Origin of the sequence: Leisingera sp. XS_AS12 (assembly GCF_041224635.1) — a bacterium.
Taxonomy (GTDB): domain Bacteria; phylum Pseudomonadota; class Alphaproteobacteria; order Rhodobacterales; family Rhodobacteraceae; genus Leisingera.
In genome coordinates this window covers 72,323-88,119 of sequence record NZ_JBGFGM010000085.1, presented here as the reverse complement: position 1 = coordinate 88,119, position 15,797 = coordinate 72,323, and the positions used below count along the sequence as shown (strand labels likewise).

The 15,797-nt window shown below is 59.6% G+C and carries 13 protein-coding genes; 4 read left to right on the top strand and 9 right to left on the bottom strand.

Annotated features, from left to right (window positions below):
• Positions 1–21 precede the first annotated feature (21 nt).
• Genes AB9K35_RS07960 through AB9K35_RS07950 form a run of 3 tightly spaced genes read right to left on the bottom strand, consistent with a single transcriptional unit; the run spans position 22 to position 5,431 of the window.
• Positions 22–483 (bottom strand): hypothetical protein, encoded by a 462-nt coding sequence (locus AB9K35_RS07960; protein WP_369925212.1) that lies wholly within the window; start codon positions 481–483, stop codon positions 22–24.
• Positions 480–4,214, bottom strand: coding sequence for an AAA family ATPase (locus tag AB9K35_RS07955; protein ID WP_369925211.1), 3,735 nt, complete (start codon positions 4,212–4,214; stop codon positions 480–482). The genes AB9K35_RS07960 and AB9K35_RS07955 overlap by 4 nt, the downstream gene beginning before the upstream one ends.
• A gap of 2 nt (positions 4,215–4,216) precedes the next feature.
• On the bottom strand, positions 4,217–5,431 hold the full coding sequence (locus AB9K35_RS07950) for an exonuclease SbcCD subunit D (RefSeq protein ID WP_369925210.1): 1,215 nt from the start codon (positions 5,429–5,431) through the stop codon (positions 4,217–4,219).
• A gap of 823 nt (positions 5,432–6,254) precedes the next feature.
• Here AB9K35_RS07950 and AB9K35_RS07945 point away from each other — a divergent pair.
• Positions 6,255–6,656, top strand: coding sequence for a hypothetical protein (locus tag AB9K35_RS07945; protein WP_369925209.1), 402 nt, complete (start codon positions 6,255–6,257; stop codon positions 6,654–6,656).
• A 90-nt stretch (positions 6,657–6,746) separates the two neighbouring features.
• On the opposite strand, the gene AB9K35_RS07940 is transcribed toward AB9K35_RS07945, so the two are convergent.
• Together AB9K35_RS07940 and AB9K35_RS07935 are read right to left on the bottom strand one after the other, a co-directional pair.
• Positions 6,747–7,862: a hypothetical protein gene (locus AB9K35_RS07940; RefSeq protein WP_369925208.1), complete on the bottom strand. Its 1,116-nt coding sequence runs from the start codon at positions 7,860–7,862 to the stop codon at positions 6,747–6,749.
• 127 nt (positions 7,863–7,989) lie between these two features.
• Complete coding sequence (locus tag AB9K35_RS07935; protein WP_369925207.1) at positions 7,990–9,657, bottom strand: hypothetical protein; 1,668 nt, start codon at positions 9,655–9,657, stop codon at positions 7,990–7,992.
• A 254-nt stretch (positions 9,658–9,911) separates the two neighbouring features.
• Here AB9K35_RS07935 and AB9K35_RS07930 point away from each other — a divergent pair, with 254 nt between their 5' ends.
• From AB9K35_RS07930 to AB9K35_RS07920, 3 genes are all read left to right on the top strand, one after another.
• Positions 9,912–10,478, top strand: a complete 567-nt coding sequence (locus AB9K35_RS07930) for a DUF3085 domain-containing protein (RefSeq protein WP_369925206.1) — start codon at positions 9,912–9,914, stop codon at positions 10,476–10,478.
• Positions 10,479–10,642: 164 nt separating this feature from the next.
• Positions 10,643–11,563 carry a sigma-70 family RNA polymerase sigma factor gene (locus AB9K35_RS07925; protein ID WP_369925205.1) on the top strand — a complete coding sequence of 307 codons (921 nt, stop codon included), beginning with the start codon at positions 10,643–10,645 and terminating at the stop codon, positions 11,561–11,563.
• A 616-nt stretch (positions 11,564–12,179) separates the two neighbouring features.
• Positions 12,180–13,202: a restriction endonuclease gene (locus tag AB9K35_RS07920; protein ID WP_369925204.1), complete on the top strand. Its 1,023-nt coding sequence runs from the start codon at positions 12,180–12,182 to the stop codon at positions 13,200–13,202.
• A 3-nt stretch (positions 13,203–13,205) separates the two neighbouring features.
• Here the strand turns inward: AB9K35_RS07920 and AB9K35_RS07915 are convergent, their stop codons facing one another.
• The 4 genes from AB9K35_RS07915 to AB9K35_RS07900 all read right to left on the bottom strand — a co-directional run bounded on the left by AB9K35_RS07915 (position 13,206) and on the right by AB9K35_RS07900 (position 15,796).
• A complete protein-coding gene (locus AB9K35_RS07915) occupies positions 13,206–13,715 on the bottom strand; it encodes a hypothetical protein (protein WP_369925203.1) in 510 nt (169 codons plus the stop codon).
• A gap of 82 nt (positions 13,716–13,797) precedes the next feature.
• Positions 13,798–14,541 carry a hypothetical protein gene (locus tag AB9K35_RS07910; RefSeq protein ID WP_369925202.1) on the bottom strand — a complete coding sequence of 248 codons (744 nt, stop codon included), beginning with the start codon at positions 14,539–14,541 and terminating at the stop codon, positions 13,798–13,800.
• The gene (locus tag AB9K35_RS07905; RefSeq protein WP_369925201.1) at positions 14,531–15,148 is read right to left on the bottom strand and encodes an NADAR family protein; all 618 of its coding nucleotides are present in this window, start codon (positions 15,146–15,148) and stop codon (positions 14,531–14,533) included. Before AB9K35_RS07905 ends, AB9K35_RS07910 begins: the two co-directional genes overlap by 11 nt.
• A gap of 3 nt (positions 15,149–15,151) precedes the next feature.
• The gene (locus AB9K35_RS07900; RefSeq protein ID WP_369925200.1) at positions 15,152–15,796 is read right to left on the bottom strand and encodes a hypothetical protein; all 645 of its coding nucleotides are present in this window, start codon (positions 15,794–15,796) and stop codon (positions 15,152–15,154) included.
• Position 15,797 lies beyond the last annotated feature (1 nt).

Here is a 15,797-nt window from a genome sequence, read left to right as displayed (position 1 = left end):
CGGAAACTGAAATACGCACACTCAGGGGGTCAAGTCCGGGCTTGCCGGTGCAGGGAGCTCCGGGATGGCCGTGCCGAGATGGTCCCGGAGCATCCCGGAATATTCCGCATCGAGGCCGTCCCAGCCGTTAGCCGCGCATGCGGATAGCTGTCCGGTCTCCTCATCCATGGCGATGTCGCCGACGCTGGTGGAACGCGCAGGTGTAGATGCGGCAAGAATATTCGCACCTTCGGCCCAATCCGCATCAATGTGATTGGTAAGCGGGAACAGCTGATGAATGTCCGGGGACTGTACCCGGGCCACCTCCCGGTACAGGCCGAGGCGCACCGCCTCCTCAACGCGGCCCATCATAGCCTGGAAGCGGGCTTCCATGGCGCTGCTTGACGGAGCCATGGGCTCATTGCGGTGGTCGAGATGGAACAGGCGATATACTGGCATTTCTTTATCCGAATGCGTTCTGCGTACTAGGTGCTGGCCGCTCATGCGGCCAGCCCGACTTCCACAAGGCTTCTCCCGCTACCGGTGCGGCGCACCTGGACCTGCACGGGGATCCTGTCCTTCATGGCCTCGACGTGAGAAATGACGCCGATGGTGCGGCCCTGGCTTTGCAGCGCTTCAAGCGCCTCGATGGCAATGTCGAGAGAGTCCGCATCAAGGCTTCCAAAGCCCTCGTCGATGAAGAGCGTGGCAGCAATTGCACCCTGCCGCCCCAGGCCCGACAGAGCCAGAGCCAGGGAGAGGGAGATAAGGAAGCGTTCACCGCCCGAGAGGGAGCGGGTCGATCTGATTTCATCCCCCATGTCATGATCGATGACATGCAGCGCGAGATCTTCCCCGCCCTGGATCAGCTCATAACGGGGCTTGAGCAGGGCGAGATGCGTGTTGGCGCGCTCCACAAGCACAGACAGGGTCACGAGCTGGGCGATGCGGGCAAATTTGTTGCCGCTGCTTGAGCCGACCGCCGCGTTCACCGGGATCCAGGTATCGCATTCGGCCTTCTGCTTCTCGATGTCGCGCAGCAGGCCCTGAAGGCGGGTTCTGGCAAGGTCATCCGTTTCCAGGCGGCCCTGGATCAGGCCGATCCGGGCGCGGCGCTCAGTCTGCCCCTTCTCTTCCGCAGCCATTCTGGCCGAAACATCCTCTTTGGAGATCGCTGGCAGGCCGACAGCCATAAGGCGCTCGTGATCCGCTTTACGCTCCTGAAGCGCCGATGACGTCCGGGTCACACGGTCATCCGTGTCGCGAAGTTTCGCGCGAAGTGCGCTCACCTCAGCATGGCCCAAAGCGAGGATCTCTGAGAGGGTCTCCGGGTATAGCGCAGCATCACGAAGCTCTTCGGAGAGAGCCGCCTCCGCGGCTGTCAGCGCAGCCTCTGCTTCCGACACGGTTTCCTGCGCCGTTTCGGCCTTCTGACGGGCGGCGGCCTCCTGACCCAACGCGGAAGTCAGAGCCTGATCGTCCTCCTCCTTGCGTTTGGCTGCATCCAGGCGCGCTGCATTGATCCGGCTCCGGTGCGTATTGGTTGGCTCACCGTCCAAGAGACCGGAACGCTCTCGGACAAGCCCATCCCGGACACCCGAGCGTTCGGAAACTGTGGCACCCGCCCGCTTCCGGGCCGCCTCGGCGCCCGCCTTCTCGCTCTCAGCCGAAGAGATTTCCGGAACAAGATCCGTCAAAGCCGCCCTGGTCCGCTCAACGATCCCGGTTTGGGTCGTCCACCATTCGCACAGGCGGCTGAGCTTGCGCATCATTTCATCCGGATCCGTGTCCAGATCCTCCGGGGTGGTGCGGGCGGCGGCAAGAGCTGGCGCGATCTCATCAGTGATCTCGCTAAGGCGTGCGCCCAGGGCTTCGACCCTCTGCGCTGAGAGGGCCTTTTCCTGATCTGCCAGTGCAGCTGCTTCTTTGTGGCCTTCCCGGATAGTGCTCCGCTCTTCGATTTCAGAATTGAGCCGGTTTCGCTCCTTGGCGCGCTGGTCGAGTGCAGCACGCAATGCGCTGGCCTCTCGAACAAGGGCGCTGATTTCCTGGCCGCGCGCTTGAAGCTTTACGTCGACCTCCGACAGTGCAGGGCCTGCACCCACCGGTTCTTCCGGGATGAGGTTGGAAATTCCAGCGACAGCTTCGCGTTCCCGGATGATACTGAATTCTGACCGGTTGCTGGCAATCGTCCCACGGCAGCTTTCCGCGTCCTTGCTGGCATGTGCCCTCTGGACTTCAAAGCTGGCAAGCCGGGATTGTGCCGAAGACAGATCTTTGGAGGCCGTTTCGAGCGCCTTGCGATGGCCTTCAAGCTCACGGCGCATCCCGGAAGCAAGCTCCGCCAGCGCTTCATCTGCGCTCAAGGGGTGGTCCGGGGAGCCACAGACCGGGCATGGCTCCCCATCTTCAAGATGAACCCGGAGCTGGGCGGCTGCATTGGAGGCGGCCGCTTCCGCCCTCTCGGTCGGCTGAGAGAGCGCCCGGATGGCAGCTTCCTCAGCGCTGATGCGGCCTTTGGCAGCCGCAGCGTCCTTTTCGGCCTGGGCATAACCGGCCGCGGCGGCCTCCCGGGAAGCCTCTGCTTCCTTCAGGCGCGCCTGAGCCTGATCCGCAGAGCGCGTGTGGCTGCGCAGTTCGCTCACCGCGCCCTGAGCCTGTGTCAGCCGGGCCATCCGGTCCTGAGGATCATCCTTCTCGATATCCTGAAGGCGCTGGCTGTCAGCGGCATCTTTCCCGGACAGCTCGGTGATGCGGTTGCGCGCCTGCCGGTCCGCCTCGTCGAGTTTTTCGATCTCCTTGCGTGCCTTTTCGGCTGCCTGTCCCGCCTTGTCGTTCAGGAGCTGCTGCTCGGTGCGGTCCTTTGAGACCTTCGCGCGGGCATCGATCCGCGCGCGCACCTCATCCCAGCGGGATGCCAGTTTTTCCAGTCCCGGGAATTTGGCCAGCCCCTCTTCAGCGGATGCCAAAGCGTTCTGATGGGATGTCCGGGATTCTTGCAGCTGCGCTGCTTTCTTGGTGGCCAGCCTGAGGGCCTCATCCGCTTCCCGGAGCGCATCTTGTGCGCGGCTCAGCTCCTCGCCAGCTGTTGCGATCTTGCTGTCGAGGGCAGTCGCCTGATCCCAGAGGGGAGCGAAGGCTTTGAATTCCGCCTCCATTTTGGCGGCCTGATGCCCGGAAGCCTGAGCCACGTCGCGCGCCTTCAGGGCGGCAGCTGACCGGGCTTGCAGCGCCTCATTGGCCTGGCTCAGGGAAAGCGCGGCCTGTTTGGTCCGCTGCCGGGCGTTCACGGCCCGGTCGTATGCCGGACGGATCGGCAATGCGATGTCGATCTGCTGCAGGAAGGAGCGTTCGGAGGCGGCGGCCTCCTGATCCTTGAGAGCCGCGCTATGAGCTGCGGCGGCCTCTTTCAACCGGGCCTCGGCAGCCTCAGCATCCTTGTACTTCTGAAGATCGGCAGCAAGCTCTTTGAGAGTGGCGTCTGCTTTACCGATCTCCCGGGTCAGCTGCCCGCTTTCCAGGCGGAGAGCTTCGCGCTCCTCGTCCGAGAGCGTGCTGTGTTCACCTTGCCGCGCCTTAAGCCTCTCCAAAGCTTCCCGCGCCTCACCTTCCCGGGCATAGATCCGCTTCGAGATCTCGCGGTAGATCCCGGTCCCGGTGACCTTTTCCAGAAGGGCGGCACGATCTGCGGTGTCGGCACGCAGGAAGGCGTCGAAATCGCCTTGGGCGAGCAGGCCGCTGCGGCGGAACTCATCGTATTGCAGGCCTGTCAGGCGCACCACTTCGTCATTGACCGCATTGATCTGAGAGGCCAGCAGTTGGCCGTCCGAAAGCCGGGTCAGGCTGCGTTCAGGTTTTTGCAGGCGCCCATCGGATTTGTTGTGCGCGCGACGGATGCCCCATGTCGCCCGGTAGGCTGCGCCATCCGCGGCAATGAATTCGACTTCCGCATATCCAGATGCAGCGCCCCGGCGGAGCACGCCGCGCGGGTCGCGGGCCTTGATGGTTTCCCCGGACGCATCGGGCACGTCATCATTGATGCCGGAAGAGCTCAGCCGGGGGCATTCCCCGTAAAGCGCCAGGCACATGGCATCCAGGATGGTTGATTTGCCTGCACCGGTCTCGCCAGTGATGGCAAAGAGGCCCGCTGACCGGAGCGGTTCATCGCGCAGGTCGATCTTGAATTGATCGGCCAGGCTGGCGAGATTGCGCCCGCTGATGGACAGGATCTGCATGCTCAAACCTCCGCCGCAGCATCCCGGAACGCTGCGAGATGCCGCGCCTCGGGATCGGTGTCATTGATTTTCCGGAAAGCTTCGATGAAGAGCTTCTCAGGAGTCGTGTCCTGAAGGGAGGCAACCTTCACAACAGGTGCATCATTTGCAACATCGCGCTGCACTTTCAGCCCGGCCGTCCGTACCGGATACCCGGAAAGAACCGCTTCGGCTTCTGCAAGAATGACCGAAGCGGGGCCATCCGCCGACAATGTCCCATAGACAAAGGGCTGCAGATCCGCAGGCGTCTCCGGGTCAAGGTCCAAAGCGTCAAGTGCGACCCGGAATTCATCGAGGGACATGTTGCCGGTTGCGGGAAGGCGGTAGAATTCTGCCGGTCGCGGAATTTCGACATGGCGCCATTCAACATTGCCATCAGCAAGATCAATCAGGGTTACCCCGTGGCGGTAACGGATCTCTGCGGCGGAGAGCGGAAAACAGGAGCCGGAATATCGGATCCGGCCGCCGTCGAGCGATTGGGGGCCGTGCAGATGGCCCAAGGCAACATATGCGATGTCTTCATCGAAGACATCGATCGGCAGCGCGTGTTCGCCGCCGATCAGGATGCGCCGTTCTGCGCCCTCGCTTTCCTCGCCGCCAATGCACGTCAGATGCCCCATCGCGATGATGGGAAGATCCCCGGCAGCGGCGCGGGCGGCCGCGGCCATTTGCCGGTGAAGGCTGCGCGCGGCATCAACAATCGGAGATCGGCCCGGATCGGAGCCAGCAAATGAGAGCCCCGGCATATCCGCGGCGCGAAGGAAAGGCACCGCCATGACCACAGCGGCCGGAGCCCCGTCCGGGCCCGACACCTCGATGATGTGGCGCTGCAGGTCGACGTCTTCATCCTGGCGGCGGACAGTGCCGATGACCTTGGTGCCCTGCCCGGACAAAATGGCCTCGGGGGCCTCGAGACGGCCTGCGGGATCGTGGTTTCCAGATGTCATGATGGTCAGGAGGTCCGGGCGCCGCCTGCGGAACTCTGCCAGTGCATCGAAGAGGATCTTCTGGCTTTCCCCGGAAGGATTGATGCCATCGTAGATGTCCCCGGAAACGAGGAGCACATCAACCTGCTCTTCCTCGATGATCCGGGCCAGGCGTTCAAAGAACACCCTGTGCTCGCCATCGCGCGCCCACCCATTCAAGCTGTGTCCCAAGTGCCAGTCAGCCGTGTGCAAGAACCGCAATTCATCCCCCGAAGTGAATTTGGGCGACCGCCCTCAATAGTGTCTTCTCAATCAGCTTGGGGGATGATATGTAATATTTTTTCGCAACTCAAGGGCGATTAGAGCATACCGCCGTTATTCCTGGATGCTGCAGGTGAAGGGCTTGTCTAGTAGTGATAACAGCTCCAGGCGCCCCACCTGTAAGAGTAGCCTGTGGTTGTTGTGACGACACCATTAACCGCCTTATGCGTTGTGATGGTGAATTTGGTTCGATCCCTTCCGCCACCTGTCCCAAAATCTTCAACGTCGGACGTGCAAGTCTTGTATTCATAGTTCCCATAATCGACCCAGGGCGGGTCTTCATTGCATGCATAGAGGTCGATCTTGGCATGCTCAGTATTGAGGAATGCACCTGATCCTACGCTCCACTCATCTGCGCTGCGAAATGGGACCATGATCGCGCGACCGCTAAGGTTGCCAATTTGACGGCATACGCCATGCGCGTCCACCTTCTCGACGGTCCAATGCGGTATCCTCACATAGTCAGCATGAACCGAGCTCGCCATCACGGCGAATACCAAGGCTGAAACGGCTGTGCATCGAAGTATCATAGCGCATCCACTGTGCTGCGAGTTTATGTAATTTACATCACACACATCAGTACAATACATATGTGAAAAATCAATATGGATCTTGACGTTTCGCGCAAGGTTAACATGTGCATCTTTTTCACATTGAGCCAGCGCGTGTGTCAAGATGTGGATAAGTTCGAAAAACAAATTACTAAAATTCGCAGAAAATCTATGGTCGCTCCGATCACAATGAGGAATTGACAATGAATTCAACAAAATTGCTTGCGGGAGCACTTCTTTTTGCGATTGCGGGCTGCTCATCCTCGAAGCAGTTTGATGGCCCGGATGGCATGGACGATCTGGTTGAATATGCTACTGAGACATTCGGCCCGAAAGACCCTGGTGACATCTCGGATGTATTCGGAACGGCAACCAATCCGAACAACCCGTATGGCGGGCGCAGGATCCCGTCTGGCTATGCTGGCGACTACTATCCATACCCCGGGAATGGTGTCTATTGGACGTCTCCGGAAGGGTGTACTTACTCGCGGACGCAGGCACCCGGGTATGAGCCGGAATGGTATCTGGTCCTCAACCCCCATCACATCGGCAAACCCAATGCGCACGCGCAGTGCGCTAACACGGTGCGGGAAATGCGGGGCTGAAGCCCTGATCCGGCATATCGTCGGTCCGCTCGGTGAGATGCCTGAATGCATCAGGCGCAGCGCCCCGGGCATGCCCGGGACGCTGAAGACTTACATGCTGAGGCCGGCCGAGGCGTAACCGGGATCCTCGGGCTCCGGTTTATAGCTCAGGCGGTCCACCCGGCAGTCGCTTTCCGGGATGTCGGTCCGCAGGCCCTTGTATGTGGGCTGATAGATCGCGCCGCCTTTGAAGGCGTAGAGGTACTTGACATCAATCAGGCTGCCTTTGGGAGGGATTTCAGCGTTCACGGGGATCGTCACGTTCCCCACAGCCGTCCAGCTGCCCTCGTCATCCAGCAGCTCAAGCCCGACCGAGCGCTTGCCCGGCCGCGACTCTCCTACACGGCAGGTCACGTCTTTCCAGAATTTGACCTTCAGCACTTGCCCGCCGGAACTGGGCTTTCCCGGAGTGTCGAGGCTGTCGCGGTGGCGCAGGATGAAGCCTTCAGCCTTGCGCTCCTGAAGTTCCGGGAGATGCATTGCGAAGAAGTCGCGCGCCGGGATCGGAATTTCCACCTGAAGGGTTTCGTCCAGCCCAGCCGTCGCGATTTGCTCCTTGAGGGTCTCCAGAACGGCAGTGCGCTGGCTGAATGTTGCTTGAGGGGGCAGGTCCGGGTGCCGCTTGATATCGAAGATGACCAGTTTTGACCCAAGGTCTTCCGCATCAACAGCGATCGGGGCGCCCAGTGCTTCACGCAGGGCCTTGAAGGCCTCATCAATGGGGGACTGAACGCCAACAGCAAGGCCGCTGCGGTTCGAATAGACAGCAGATCCGGTATCAAAGCTTGCCCCGCGGCGTTCCCCGTCGTGCTTTTCCTGGACGAGCCACTCGTCGCCGAAGTCCAGCGCGTCTTCGAGCGAAATTTCATTTGAAAGCTGCGCCTGGAAGTCCGTTTTTTCGCCGGCAAACTCGCTGGAAGAGAAGCTCACCCCGTCTTCATGTTCAGTGTAGCCGCCTTTGATTTTCTTTTTCACAAGGCTTTCGTAGATCGGCAGTGCCGCCTCATACGACATGCCTTCGCCTTTGTTTTGGAGCTTGAGCGGTTTGCCGCGGCGCCCGTTGTGGGCGTGGACCGCCCACGCACCATCCTTTTCGAAGAGGTCAACGTTGTAGACCTTGTCCGAACTGCCCTCGGTTTTGTACAGCTTGATGCTTTTGCTTTCCATGATCCACTCCGATTTTCGCATAATCAACGTAGAGGATCAGAGCGATAATGTGAAAATATTTTTGCGTTCTTACCTGATCCCTGTCCGCGGCCTCCAGGTGAGAGCGGCGGGGTCAGGATGGTCGGGTTTACCGCATGCGGTCCAGGTTGAACTGCACGATTGACTGGCGCGTGAGGATGCCGTCCTCCAGCCAGCCGCGCGCCGAGCCGCATCTGGACTCCACCAGGACGAGATCGCGGATCTCCGACGGGTCAATCGGCTCAGAAGAATTGCGATCCAGGCTGTATTGGAAGCCCATCAGGTACTTGAGAGCCTCTGACACCTCCTCGCGGGAGGCGGTTGGGCTTTGGGTTACGCCTCGAACATAGAGCAGCATCTTCAGGCGGTCCTCAAATTCAGGTTTGCCTTCATGCGCAGCCATGAGAGGGTAGATCCGCAGGCTTGTGTTCGTATACGCATTCAGTTTGTGGCCAATGACTTTGGCATCATTGGCTCTATGCACCTTTTCGAGGAAATTTGCCCTGCCGCTGATCAGTTTGGGGGTGCTGATGGATAGGCTCGCGGCAATCACGTCCACTTCAAGGTCACAGATGCCGGATGTGCCGGCCAGCCATTGCTCGACCAGCCCAAGAGGCACCTTGAACTTTGCCATGGATGCAAGCCGTTTCTGCATGGCTTTTGCAAGTTCAGGCACATCCGACGTATATGATCCGAGGTGTTCCGCTGCGGCCAGGCGGATGCGCTCGCTGAGTTTTCGGTCAGCTTTCGGGACCGATATGCTTTCCACGATATCTTTGCGGCCATCGAGCTGTCGAAGGCTCTTCACCGGATGGCGGTTTCTGGGCCGGGAGGGCGATGCATTTTTGGGGAGCCCGCGCGTATACAGCACGGCATTGAACGTTGCCTCATTTGCATTCAACGCTTTCAGGAAGGCGCTGAGTGTGGCGCTCTTTGGTCGTGTCAGGCCTTTGAACCACTTTCCGAGCGCGTGATATGTTGGGGTTATGCCCTGCTCCTGAAGCCGGGGCTTCAGCCACTCGTACAAGTCAGAGCCATGAGGCAGGCTTTCTGCATCAAGCAGCGCTTGGATCAGCATTGTCGCCAACTTGCGGTCACGATCTTCGACCCTGATCGGGAAGACCCAATCAGGCGTGAAACCCAGCAGCCAGGAGATCTGAACGGCCAGTGGCCATTTCATTTTGTCCGGCTCCCTCATAGCCGCGGCCAAGGCTGTGCGGGCTGCGCGAGCACCTGGCGCCCCCTGAAGGGCATCCGCAAAGTTCGATATGAAGTTCTTGCTCTGAATGGAGCCGCATATGGGCGCCAGGTCCTGGACTTGGGGGCTGCCGGTCAGCTGCAGGGCACCCCTTATAGCGGCCTTGCCCCGGCCTGCTCTGACATCCTTGCTCAGTTGCCGTTCCTTCAGGTGGCTGCGGAACGTTGGCAGGTGTTTCGCGAGAACCTCACAGGTGGCTGCTCGTGGCGGGTTGTTTCCTGAGAAAAGCCCGGAAATCTTGCCCCTGTTGCCGGGAACGCCTTCGCTTTCCATGATCTTGGCAAGCCAATTCATAGGGCTTTCGGTCAGCTCCCCCTTCACATTGCTGATGTCGGTCAGAATTGCGCGAGCCCCGCTCTGCCATTTCGGCCCGATCCCCATCATCCCCAGAAGGGGCTTGGGGTATCCCCCTATCAGCATGCCCAGATGAATGCCCAATGAAGCCGGAAGAGGCAGCTCGCCGGCAAGGTGCCGCTCGATCCTCTCAACACTTGTGGTGTTGCCCGGCAGAGGCTTCATGAGCTTGTGAAGCTCCGTTGCGGCCTCCCTCTCATTCAGTGTGGGGAAATGGCTGTCTATGAGTGTCTGGAGCCCGGTTCGAGCCATTTGATCCCCCTGTGGATGAATTGACCGAGCCAATCGCAAATGAGGCTCCGAAATGCAAGGACGAGAAGCAGAGCGCCGGGACCGGGAATGGAAGCTGATGTCCGTTGTTTCCCGTGCTTCGCATTTTCGCCGCATGCTGGAACACTGCCTGAAAATTGGAGGATCCGATGGACCTGATTTTCGAAGCTGAACATGTTGCCGCGCTCCTGAGCGCCTCGCTGCGTTCTTCCGCAAGGCTGCCTTGCCTGTCACAAATGATGAACCCGGATCTTTGGCGGCAGGATCTGGATCCGTCCCGGATCAGGCTCCTGCGCCAAGAGCTTGAAACGCTTGGTGTGGTCTTGAGTGTGAGCGCGGATGATATCGACCCGAGCCGGATAGAACCGGGTTTGTGGCTGGTGGGAGGAGAAGGCGTTTATCTGATGTCCAATGCGCCCATCGAATATCTGCGCGCCAAGGGAATCCAGCACACCGCATACGCGGAGGGCTGCGACCCCGGACTGGTCTCTCCTGGGGAATGGATCCGAATGAAGCGGGCCACATTCGGGGGAGATGATGGCGTCGAGTTCCTGTCGTCAGCTTCAGTGTCTGCCGGACTCCCCAAGGCCGGAAAGTATCGGCTGTTGATCACGCCCGAGACGATGATCCTGCCAGTTCTGCCCAAGGAGCGGCGCATGAGCCTCCCGGAGGCGGGCATGGAGACATGCGACGCAGTTGGCGTTCCGGATCTTTAATCTTGAAGCATGCGGCCCGCCAGCCGATCGCAGTTGAAAGCCTGCTCATCTAACAGAATTGTACTAGGGATCGCGCAGGCCCGGCCCCTTACGTTCTTGCGGAGACCGCCGGAAAATGCGAAAAAGTGAGCAAGGACCGGCAGATCCGGCCAAGAGGATTGACGATGACATCGATGAATGCGGTTGCCGCGCGTAAAGGTAAGCCTGTAGGTCGTGGTGGACCGAAAGGTGGCTTACTGAGCCAGGAGGAGGAAGCCAGGCTGGCCTTGGCTTGGCAAAAGCACAAGAATTATGAGGCCCGCCAGCGTCTCGTCCTGGCCTTCGATCGCTTCCTGAGCAGCGAAGTTTCCGCATTTCTGCGAAAAATGCCCGTGGACAAGGCTATTGCAATGAAGGGGGACCTGAAAAGCGAAGCCGCCATTGGAATGATGAAGGCGGCCGACAAGTTTAACCCGGACAAAGGGTTTCGCTTCTCGACGTATGCCCGCTGGTGGGTCCGCGCTGCGATGCAGGATTACATCATCTCGCAGCACAGCCTCGTGCGGATTGGCGGCTCAGGGCGCCTGCGCATGCTTTTCTTTAATCTGAGAAAAGTCATGAAAGCGATCGAGGCCAAGCATGAGAAAATCGGCGAGCGGCTGACCAGCGATGCTCTTTTGCGCCTTGCCGCCGAGAAGCTGGGCGTCCCCGAGGATTTTGTGATTGCGTATGGTGCGCGGATTCTCGGCAGCGACGTCAGCCTGAACGTTCCGTTGAAAACCTTCAGCGAAGACGGGGGCGGCGGCGATTGGTTGGACTTCCTGGAGGATGAGGCGCCTGACGCTGAAGCTGAGCTGATCAGTAGTAACTCTGGAAAGGTTGCCAGCGACCTCATCGAAACCGCATTGCTCAGCCTTTCTGACCGGGAGCGGGACGTGATCCGCCAGCGCAAGCTTCAGGAGGAGCGGCCGTCGACGCTAGAAGAACTCAGCGTGCAGTATGGTCTTTCCCGTGAGCGGATCCGGCAGATCGAGGCGAGAGCTCTCGAGAAGATGAAGCGCGCAATCAAATCGGCCGGGTCCAGATATCAGGATTTCGTGCCTTGAATTACAGGAGGTGGACATGAGCTGTCCGCCTCCGAGCAGGCAGCGGCCTGACTTCCGCCGCCCTACTGCAGCTTGTCGAACATCTCAATGATAGCGCTGCTGTCAGTCCTCGCAGAAAAGCCAGGCGTCTTATCCGGAAGCCGCTTCAGTTTGCCCGAGGCCAGCCCGGATCGAATGCAATCGTCGCAGACAAGCGTCCCGTTTGCCGGAGGCTTGCCTGTAAACGCCAGAACCTCCATATCCGCGACTTCAGAACCGTAGTGCCCCACCAGGAGATCTTCGGTCACTTCGGCCGAGCAGCCGCGGCCTTGTGTTTTGTCCCGCGAGAAAATGGCGGGATATGACTTGCTGCACAAGCCGCATTTCACGGAACTCATCGTCCACCTCAATACTTCATCGTCCCCCATAGTCGCATAGAAACACAGCGCGGTGGAGTTTTATTTTTCGCAAATTGGCCCTGACGTCTTTACAGCAATGTTTTTCGCAAATATTCTAGTCTCATCTGCCGAGGCAGACTGCCTCTTAATCCCCAACTGACCCGGACACTGTCCGGGTCATTTTTCCAGAGGCACTAATTGATTGCATCAAGGGGGCCAGGCTCCCGATGGAGAGTGGCATGGCGCAGCTGGAGAAATCCGCGGCTACAGGTCTTTCAAAATTGCGCCGCGTCTGGATGGTCAGGCTTGACAGGACAGCTGCGGCGGAAGCTCAGGCGCTTGAGACCGGGCTTGTTGTTTTTGACGCGGGCGTGCGCGCAGACCTGTCTGATCATCTCGAATTTGCCGATATCCTCGAAGAGGTCGCTGAGGCAAATCCTGGCGAGAGTCTGCTGAGGCAAGAAGCCTCGGCGCGGCAGCTCCATCTCCTGTTGCATGACATTCAGGCCGGGGACCTTGCAATCTCTCCGCTGCGCACCAGCGGACGGCTGGCAGTGGGCGTCTTCCGCGGCGACACCGGAGTTGACCGGGACGGCAGGCCGGGCCGTATGGTTCAATGGCTGCGCAAGGATGTCCCCAGAAATCAGCTGATGCACGACCTTCTTTACTCGCTGGGCGCAAAGCAGAAGGTCTGTGAAATCGCGCGCAATGACGCGGCCAGGCGCATTGAGGCGGTTCTGGGCGGGAACACAGATCCTGGCCCGGAAGGGGCTGGAGGGCTTCTGCCGGATGACCCGGATGAGCTGGAGAGCCTGCTGCGCCAGAGGATCATGTCCCGCATGGGTGTGGTGTTCAGCGGGCACGCCCTGGCCGATCTCATCGGCGAAATCCTGAAAGTGCGCGGGTATCAGGTTCGGGTCTCGCCGCCCGGGCCGGATGGCGGCGTGGACATCTATGCAGGGAAGGGCGACCTGGGAGGTGACAGCCGCCTGATTGTCCAGGTCAAATCCGGAGATCAGACGGCCGGGCATGAAATCCTGCAGCGCCTCGAGGGCGCTATGCGAGCGGCAAAGGCGCAGCAGGGGCTCCTGGTCAGCTGGGGCGGCTTTACCCGTCAGGTCGCCGCGCGCAGCGAACAGCTCTGGTATGAGGTCCGCATGTGGTCGGCCGCTGACGTTATGGATGAGTTCGTCGATTGCTATGACCGGCTGCCCCTGCACATCCGCGATACCATGCCCCTTCGCAAGGCTTGGATCGCGTGATGGTCAGTAGCTCAGCTCTTCGGTCTTCGACGGAATCCGGATGATCTGCTGCGCCTTGCGGCTCGCGAGAACCTCCCTGAACTCGCCGATGAGGTCATGCATGAACATGGGGCTGAAGGACCTGATCGGCACGTTGTGGCGCAGGCAGGTCGACGTCTCGATGTAATCGAGATTGTAATCATTCATGCCAATAGACGCCTGGCGGCTGGGGTCCATCCCTACGCGCATGCATTCCTCGATCGGAACCGGCATCCGGTTGTCATGCTCACGTGCCGTTTTGGTGGTGATCGGCAAGAGAAGGACGGCCGGGCCATCCTCGGTCTCTTCGCGCATCAGAACAACGCATGGCCTCAGCTTGTCGGACCGCGTGTGACCGCGGGCGCTTTGCCATGACCAAAGGAATGGGTAGATGATCAAATCCCCTTCTGCGAGATCCATCCGGCTCTTGATCGCACCGTTCCGGTTCTTTCCGGGCTCACAGTGTGCGTCTTGTTTCCTGATTTGCTCCGTCATGATGAATCCTTGGTGGACAGTGCGACAATGATAGCCCCCGTTCTAAAAATAGAAAAACAATAGTAAGCGAAAAAGTGAACATCTAACTTACAAGTATTCGATTTTCGTTGTCATTTTCCAGAAGGACTCTGTGAAGGGCGATACGTTGCGCGCGCTGCTCTTCCTGGGCGCTTTCGATGTCATCCAAATTCCGGATTTTTGAAAATCGCTTCAACGTTGCCGCCTGAAATCCACGGCAAGCTTCCGCTGAAGCTTCCGGGAGAGCCCTCAGAGGTTTCATGTTGTGGCGCGCCAGCGCAGAGGCCCATTGGGAAAAGCGCCCGCAGAGGCAGGCGACCGTGCCGGCCGTTACGGTCGCTGAAGCGATGGTCTCAGCCAGCGCGTCTTTGGCGCCTACCGCCACGAGGTACAAGGTTAGCGTTTCCGCCTCCTCCAAGGTGTAGCGATGGAGATTGACCAGCGAGGAGGTCAGCAGCGGCAGGTTAGAGCCCCTGCCCTCCTGAACCGCCTTCACACCGTCATGGTAGAAGTGGTGCCAGTCCTCCGATGTGATCGCATCGGCCGCCTGGAGGCGGTCGGTCAGCTCTGTGAGCAAGTGCTGTGCCCGGGAGACATGGGTGAAAGGGTCGCCCAATGCTTCCGTTATGCCCTGAACGCGAGCGGATCCAAGGGCAAGCGCCATGCGCAGGGCCTCGCCATGGGCATCGCGGGGCCTGTCCTCAAGAAGTTGGAGGCACCTTTTCTCATACTGTGCAGCTGATGCTTCTCCGAAAATCGGCCCGTCCACTTGCAGCATATCCGAATTTTTCTCCTTTTCAGAGGTCAAGCGATGTCTGCCATCCCTTAGCCGAATTGATGCGAGGAACATCCACCACGTCGATTTTCCGGTCAAGGAGCCTGTAGTCCGGGATCTCGGGAGGAGCAACAGTCAGAACGCAGAAATCAGGGTCATTTCGCAATTCCAGGCGATGCCCCATGTGAAGCCGCCCAAGGGCATTCACACCGCGCAGCCGTCCGGAGCCAATTGGCTTCGCGCCCCAGAAATCATCACGCAGCGATTTCTCCACGATGGGCATGTCTGCGCTTTGGTCGTAAAGCGGCTGCAGGCGATCCGCATTGAAGGCGTGCCGCAACTGAATGCAATGCCGCATGATGGGGATGTTGACCCGATGCCAGTCCTCCCGGGTCTGCGAGATGAACTCGTAGGCTTTCCGCTTGGCCTTGATGGGAGACTTCACCGCTAGGATCTGCTCTTGAATGTCAGGACGGTGCGGAAAGCGCATGGCCTGGTATTGATGCTCGCTCGACAAAACCGCAACATCACCGATCTGAAATCCATAGCCTGAGGCCATGTTGGAGAAGGGGCCGAACGTATCGCGGACGCGATGGAAGGCAGCGCATTCGGCTTCAGAATACTCACGGATGCTCGGCATTTTTCACATTACCGGTTGAGGTTCCGGGGCCGCCTCGGCGGACCTCGAAATGAAGGCCGAGAGCGCGTCCCGATCGATGCCGGAGAAGAGCGCCCCCTCGAAATCCCTGTAGATGGGCGCGAGGGTAGCCAAGTGGCTCTCCAGCTGCAAAAGGACCTGCTTTGGCTTGCTGACCTCATATGCCATCTCCCGAAGTCCGGGAAAATCAATTGTGAACTCAGCCATGAACTCATCGGGCTGTGGTGAGCCCTCGCAGAATGCATCGGCGTCAAAGGCTGGCCAGGCGGCAAGGATCGGCATCATGCGCTCCATCAGCCCGGCCTGAGCCGCCTGTTTTTGCCCCCTGAACATCCGGCTGAAGATTCCGCGCTGCTCAGCGGCGGCAGACCTGGAGAACGAAGCCAGAAACACGGCGGGATCCGCATCCGGCAGCACACCCGCCATGGCCAGGGTGCGCGCCGCGGTGAGCTGAACGCCAAAGGCGAGCCTGCGCTCAGCGTCGGACAAGACGGACAGATGCGGCCGGTTGTCCGTGGTGCGAAGGAAGCCGGTGCGCAAGCCATTGACCCTTTGCAAGACCTTCAGGCTCACATGGCGCAATGTTTGCTGATCGATATTGTCGAAAGGGTCAGTCGCCGGGAATACCATT

Excerpts from the sequence above, each read along its gene's own strand:
- AB9K35_RS07920 (WP_369925204.1), top strand. The coding sequence starts at position 12,180 with ATGGCGCAGCTGGAGAAATCCGCGGCTACAGGTCTTTCAAAATTGCGC.
- AB9K35_RS07935 (WP_369925207.1), bottom strand. The coding sequence starts at position 9,657 with ATGAAGCCTCTGCCGGGCAACACCACAAGTGTTGAGAGGATCGAGCGG.
- AB9K35_RS07900 (WP_369925200.1), bottom strand. The coding sequence starts at position 15,796 with ATGGTATTCCCGGCGACTGACCCTTTCGACAATATCGATCAGCAAACA.
- AB9K35_RS07925 (WP_369925205.1), top strand. The coding sequence starts at position 10,643 with ATGACATCGATGAATGCGGTTGCCGCGCGTAAAGGTAAGCCTGTAGGT.
- AB9K35_RS07930 (WP_369925206.1), top strand. The coding sequence starts at position 9,912 with ATGGACCTGATTTTCGAAGCTGAACATGTTGCCGCGCTCCTGAGCGCC.
- AB9K35_RS07915 (WP_369925203.1), bottom strand. The coding sequence starts at position 13,715 with ATGACGGAGCAAATCAGGAAACAAGACGCACACTGTGAGCCCGGAAAG.
- AB9K35_RS07940 (WP_369925208.1), bottom strand. The coding sequence starts at position 7,862 with ATGGAAAGCAAAAGCATCAAGCTGTACAAAACCGAGGGCAGTTCGGAC.
- AB9K35_RS07905 (WP_369925201.1), bottom strand. The coding sequence starts at position 15,148 with ATGCCGAGCATCCGTGAGTATTCTGAAGCCGAATGCGCTGCCTTCCAT.
- AB9K35_RS07945 (WP_369925209.1), top strand. The coding sequence starts at position 6,255 with ATGAATTCAACAAAATTGCTTGCGGGAGCACTTCTTTTTGCGATTGCG.
- AB9K35_RS07960 (WP_369925212.1), bottom strand. The coding sequence starts at position 483 with ATGAGCGGCCAGCACCTAGTACGCAGAACGCATTCGGATAAAGAAATG.
- AB9K35_RS07955 (WP_369925211.1), bottom strand. The coding sequence starts at position 4,214 with ATGCAGATCCTGTCCATCAGCGGGCGCAATCTCGCCAGCCTGGCCGAT.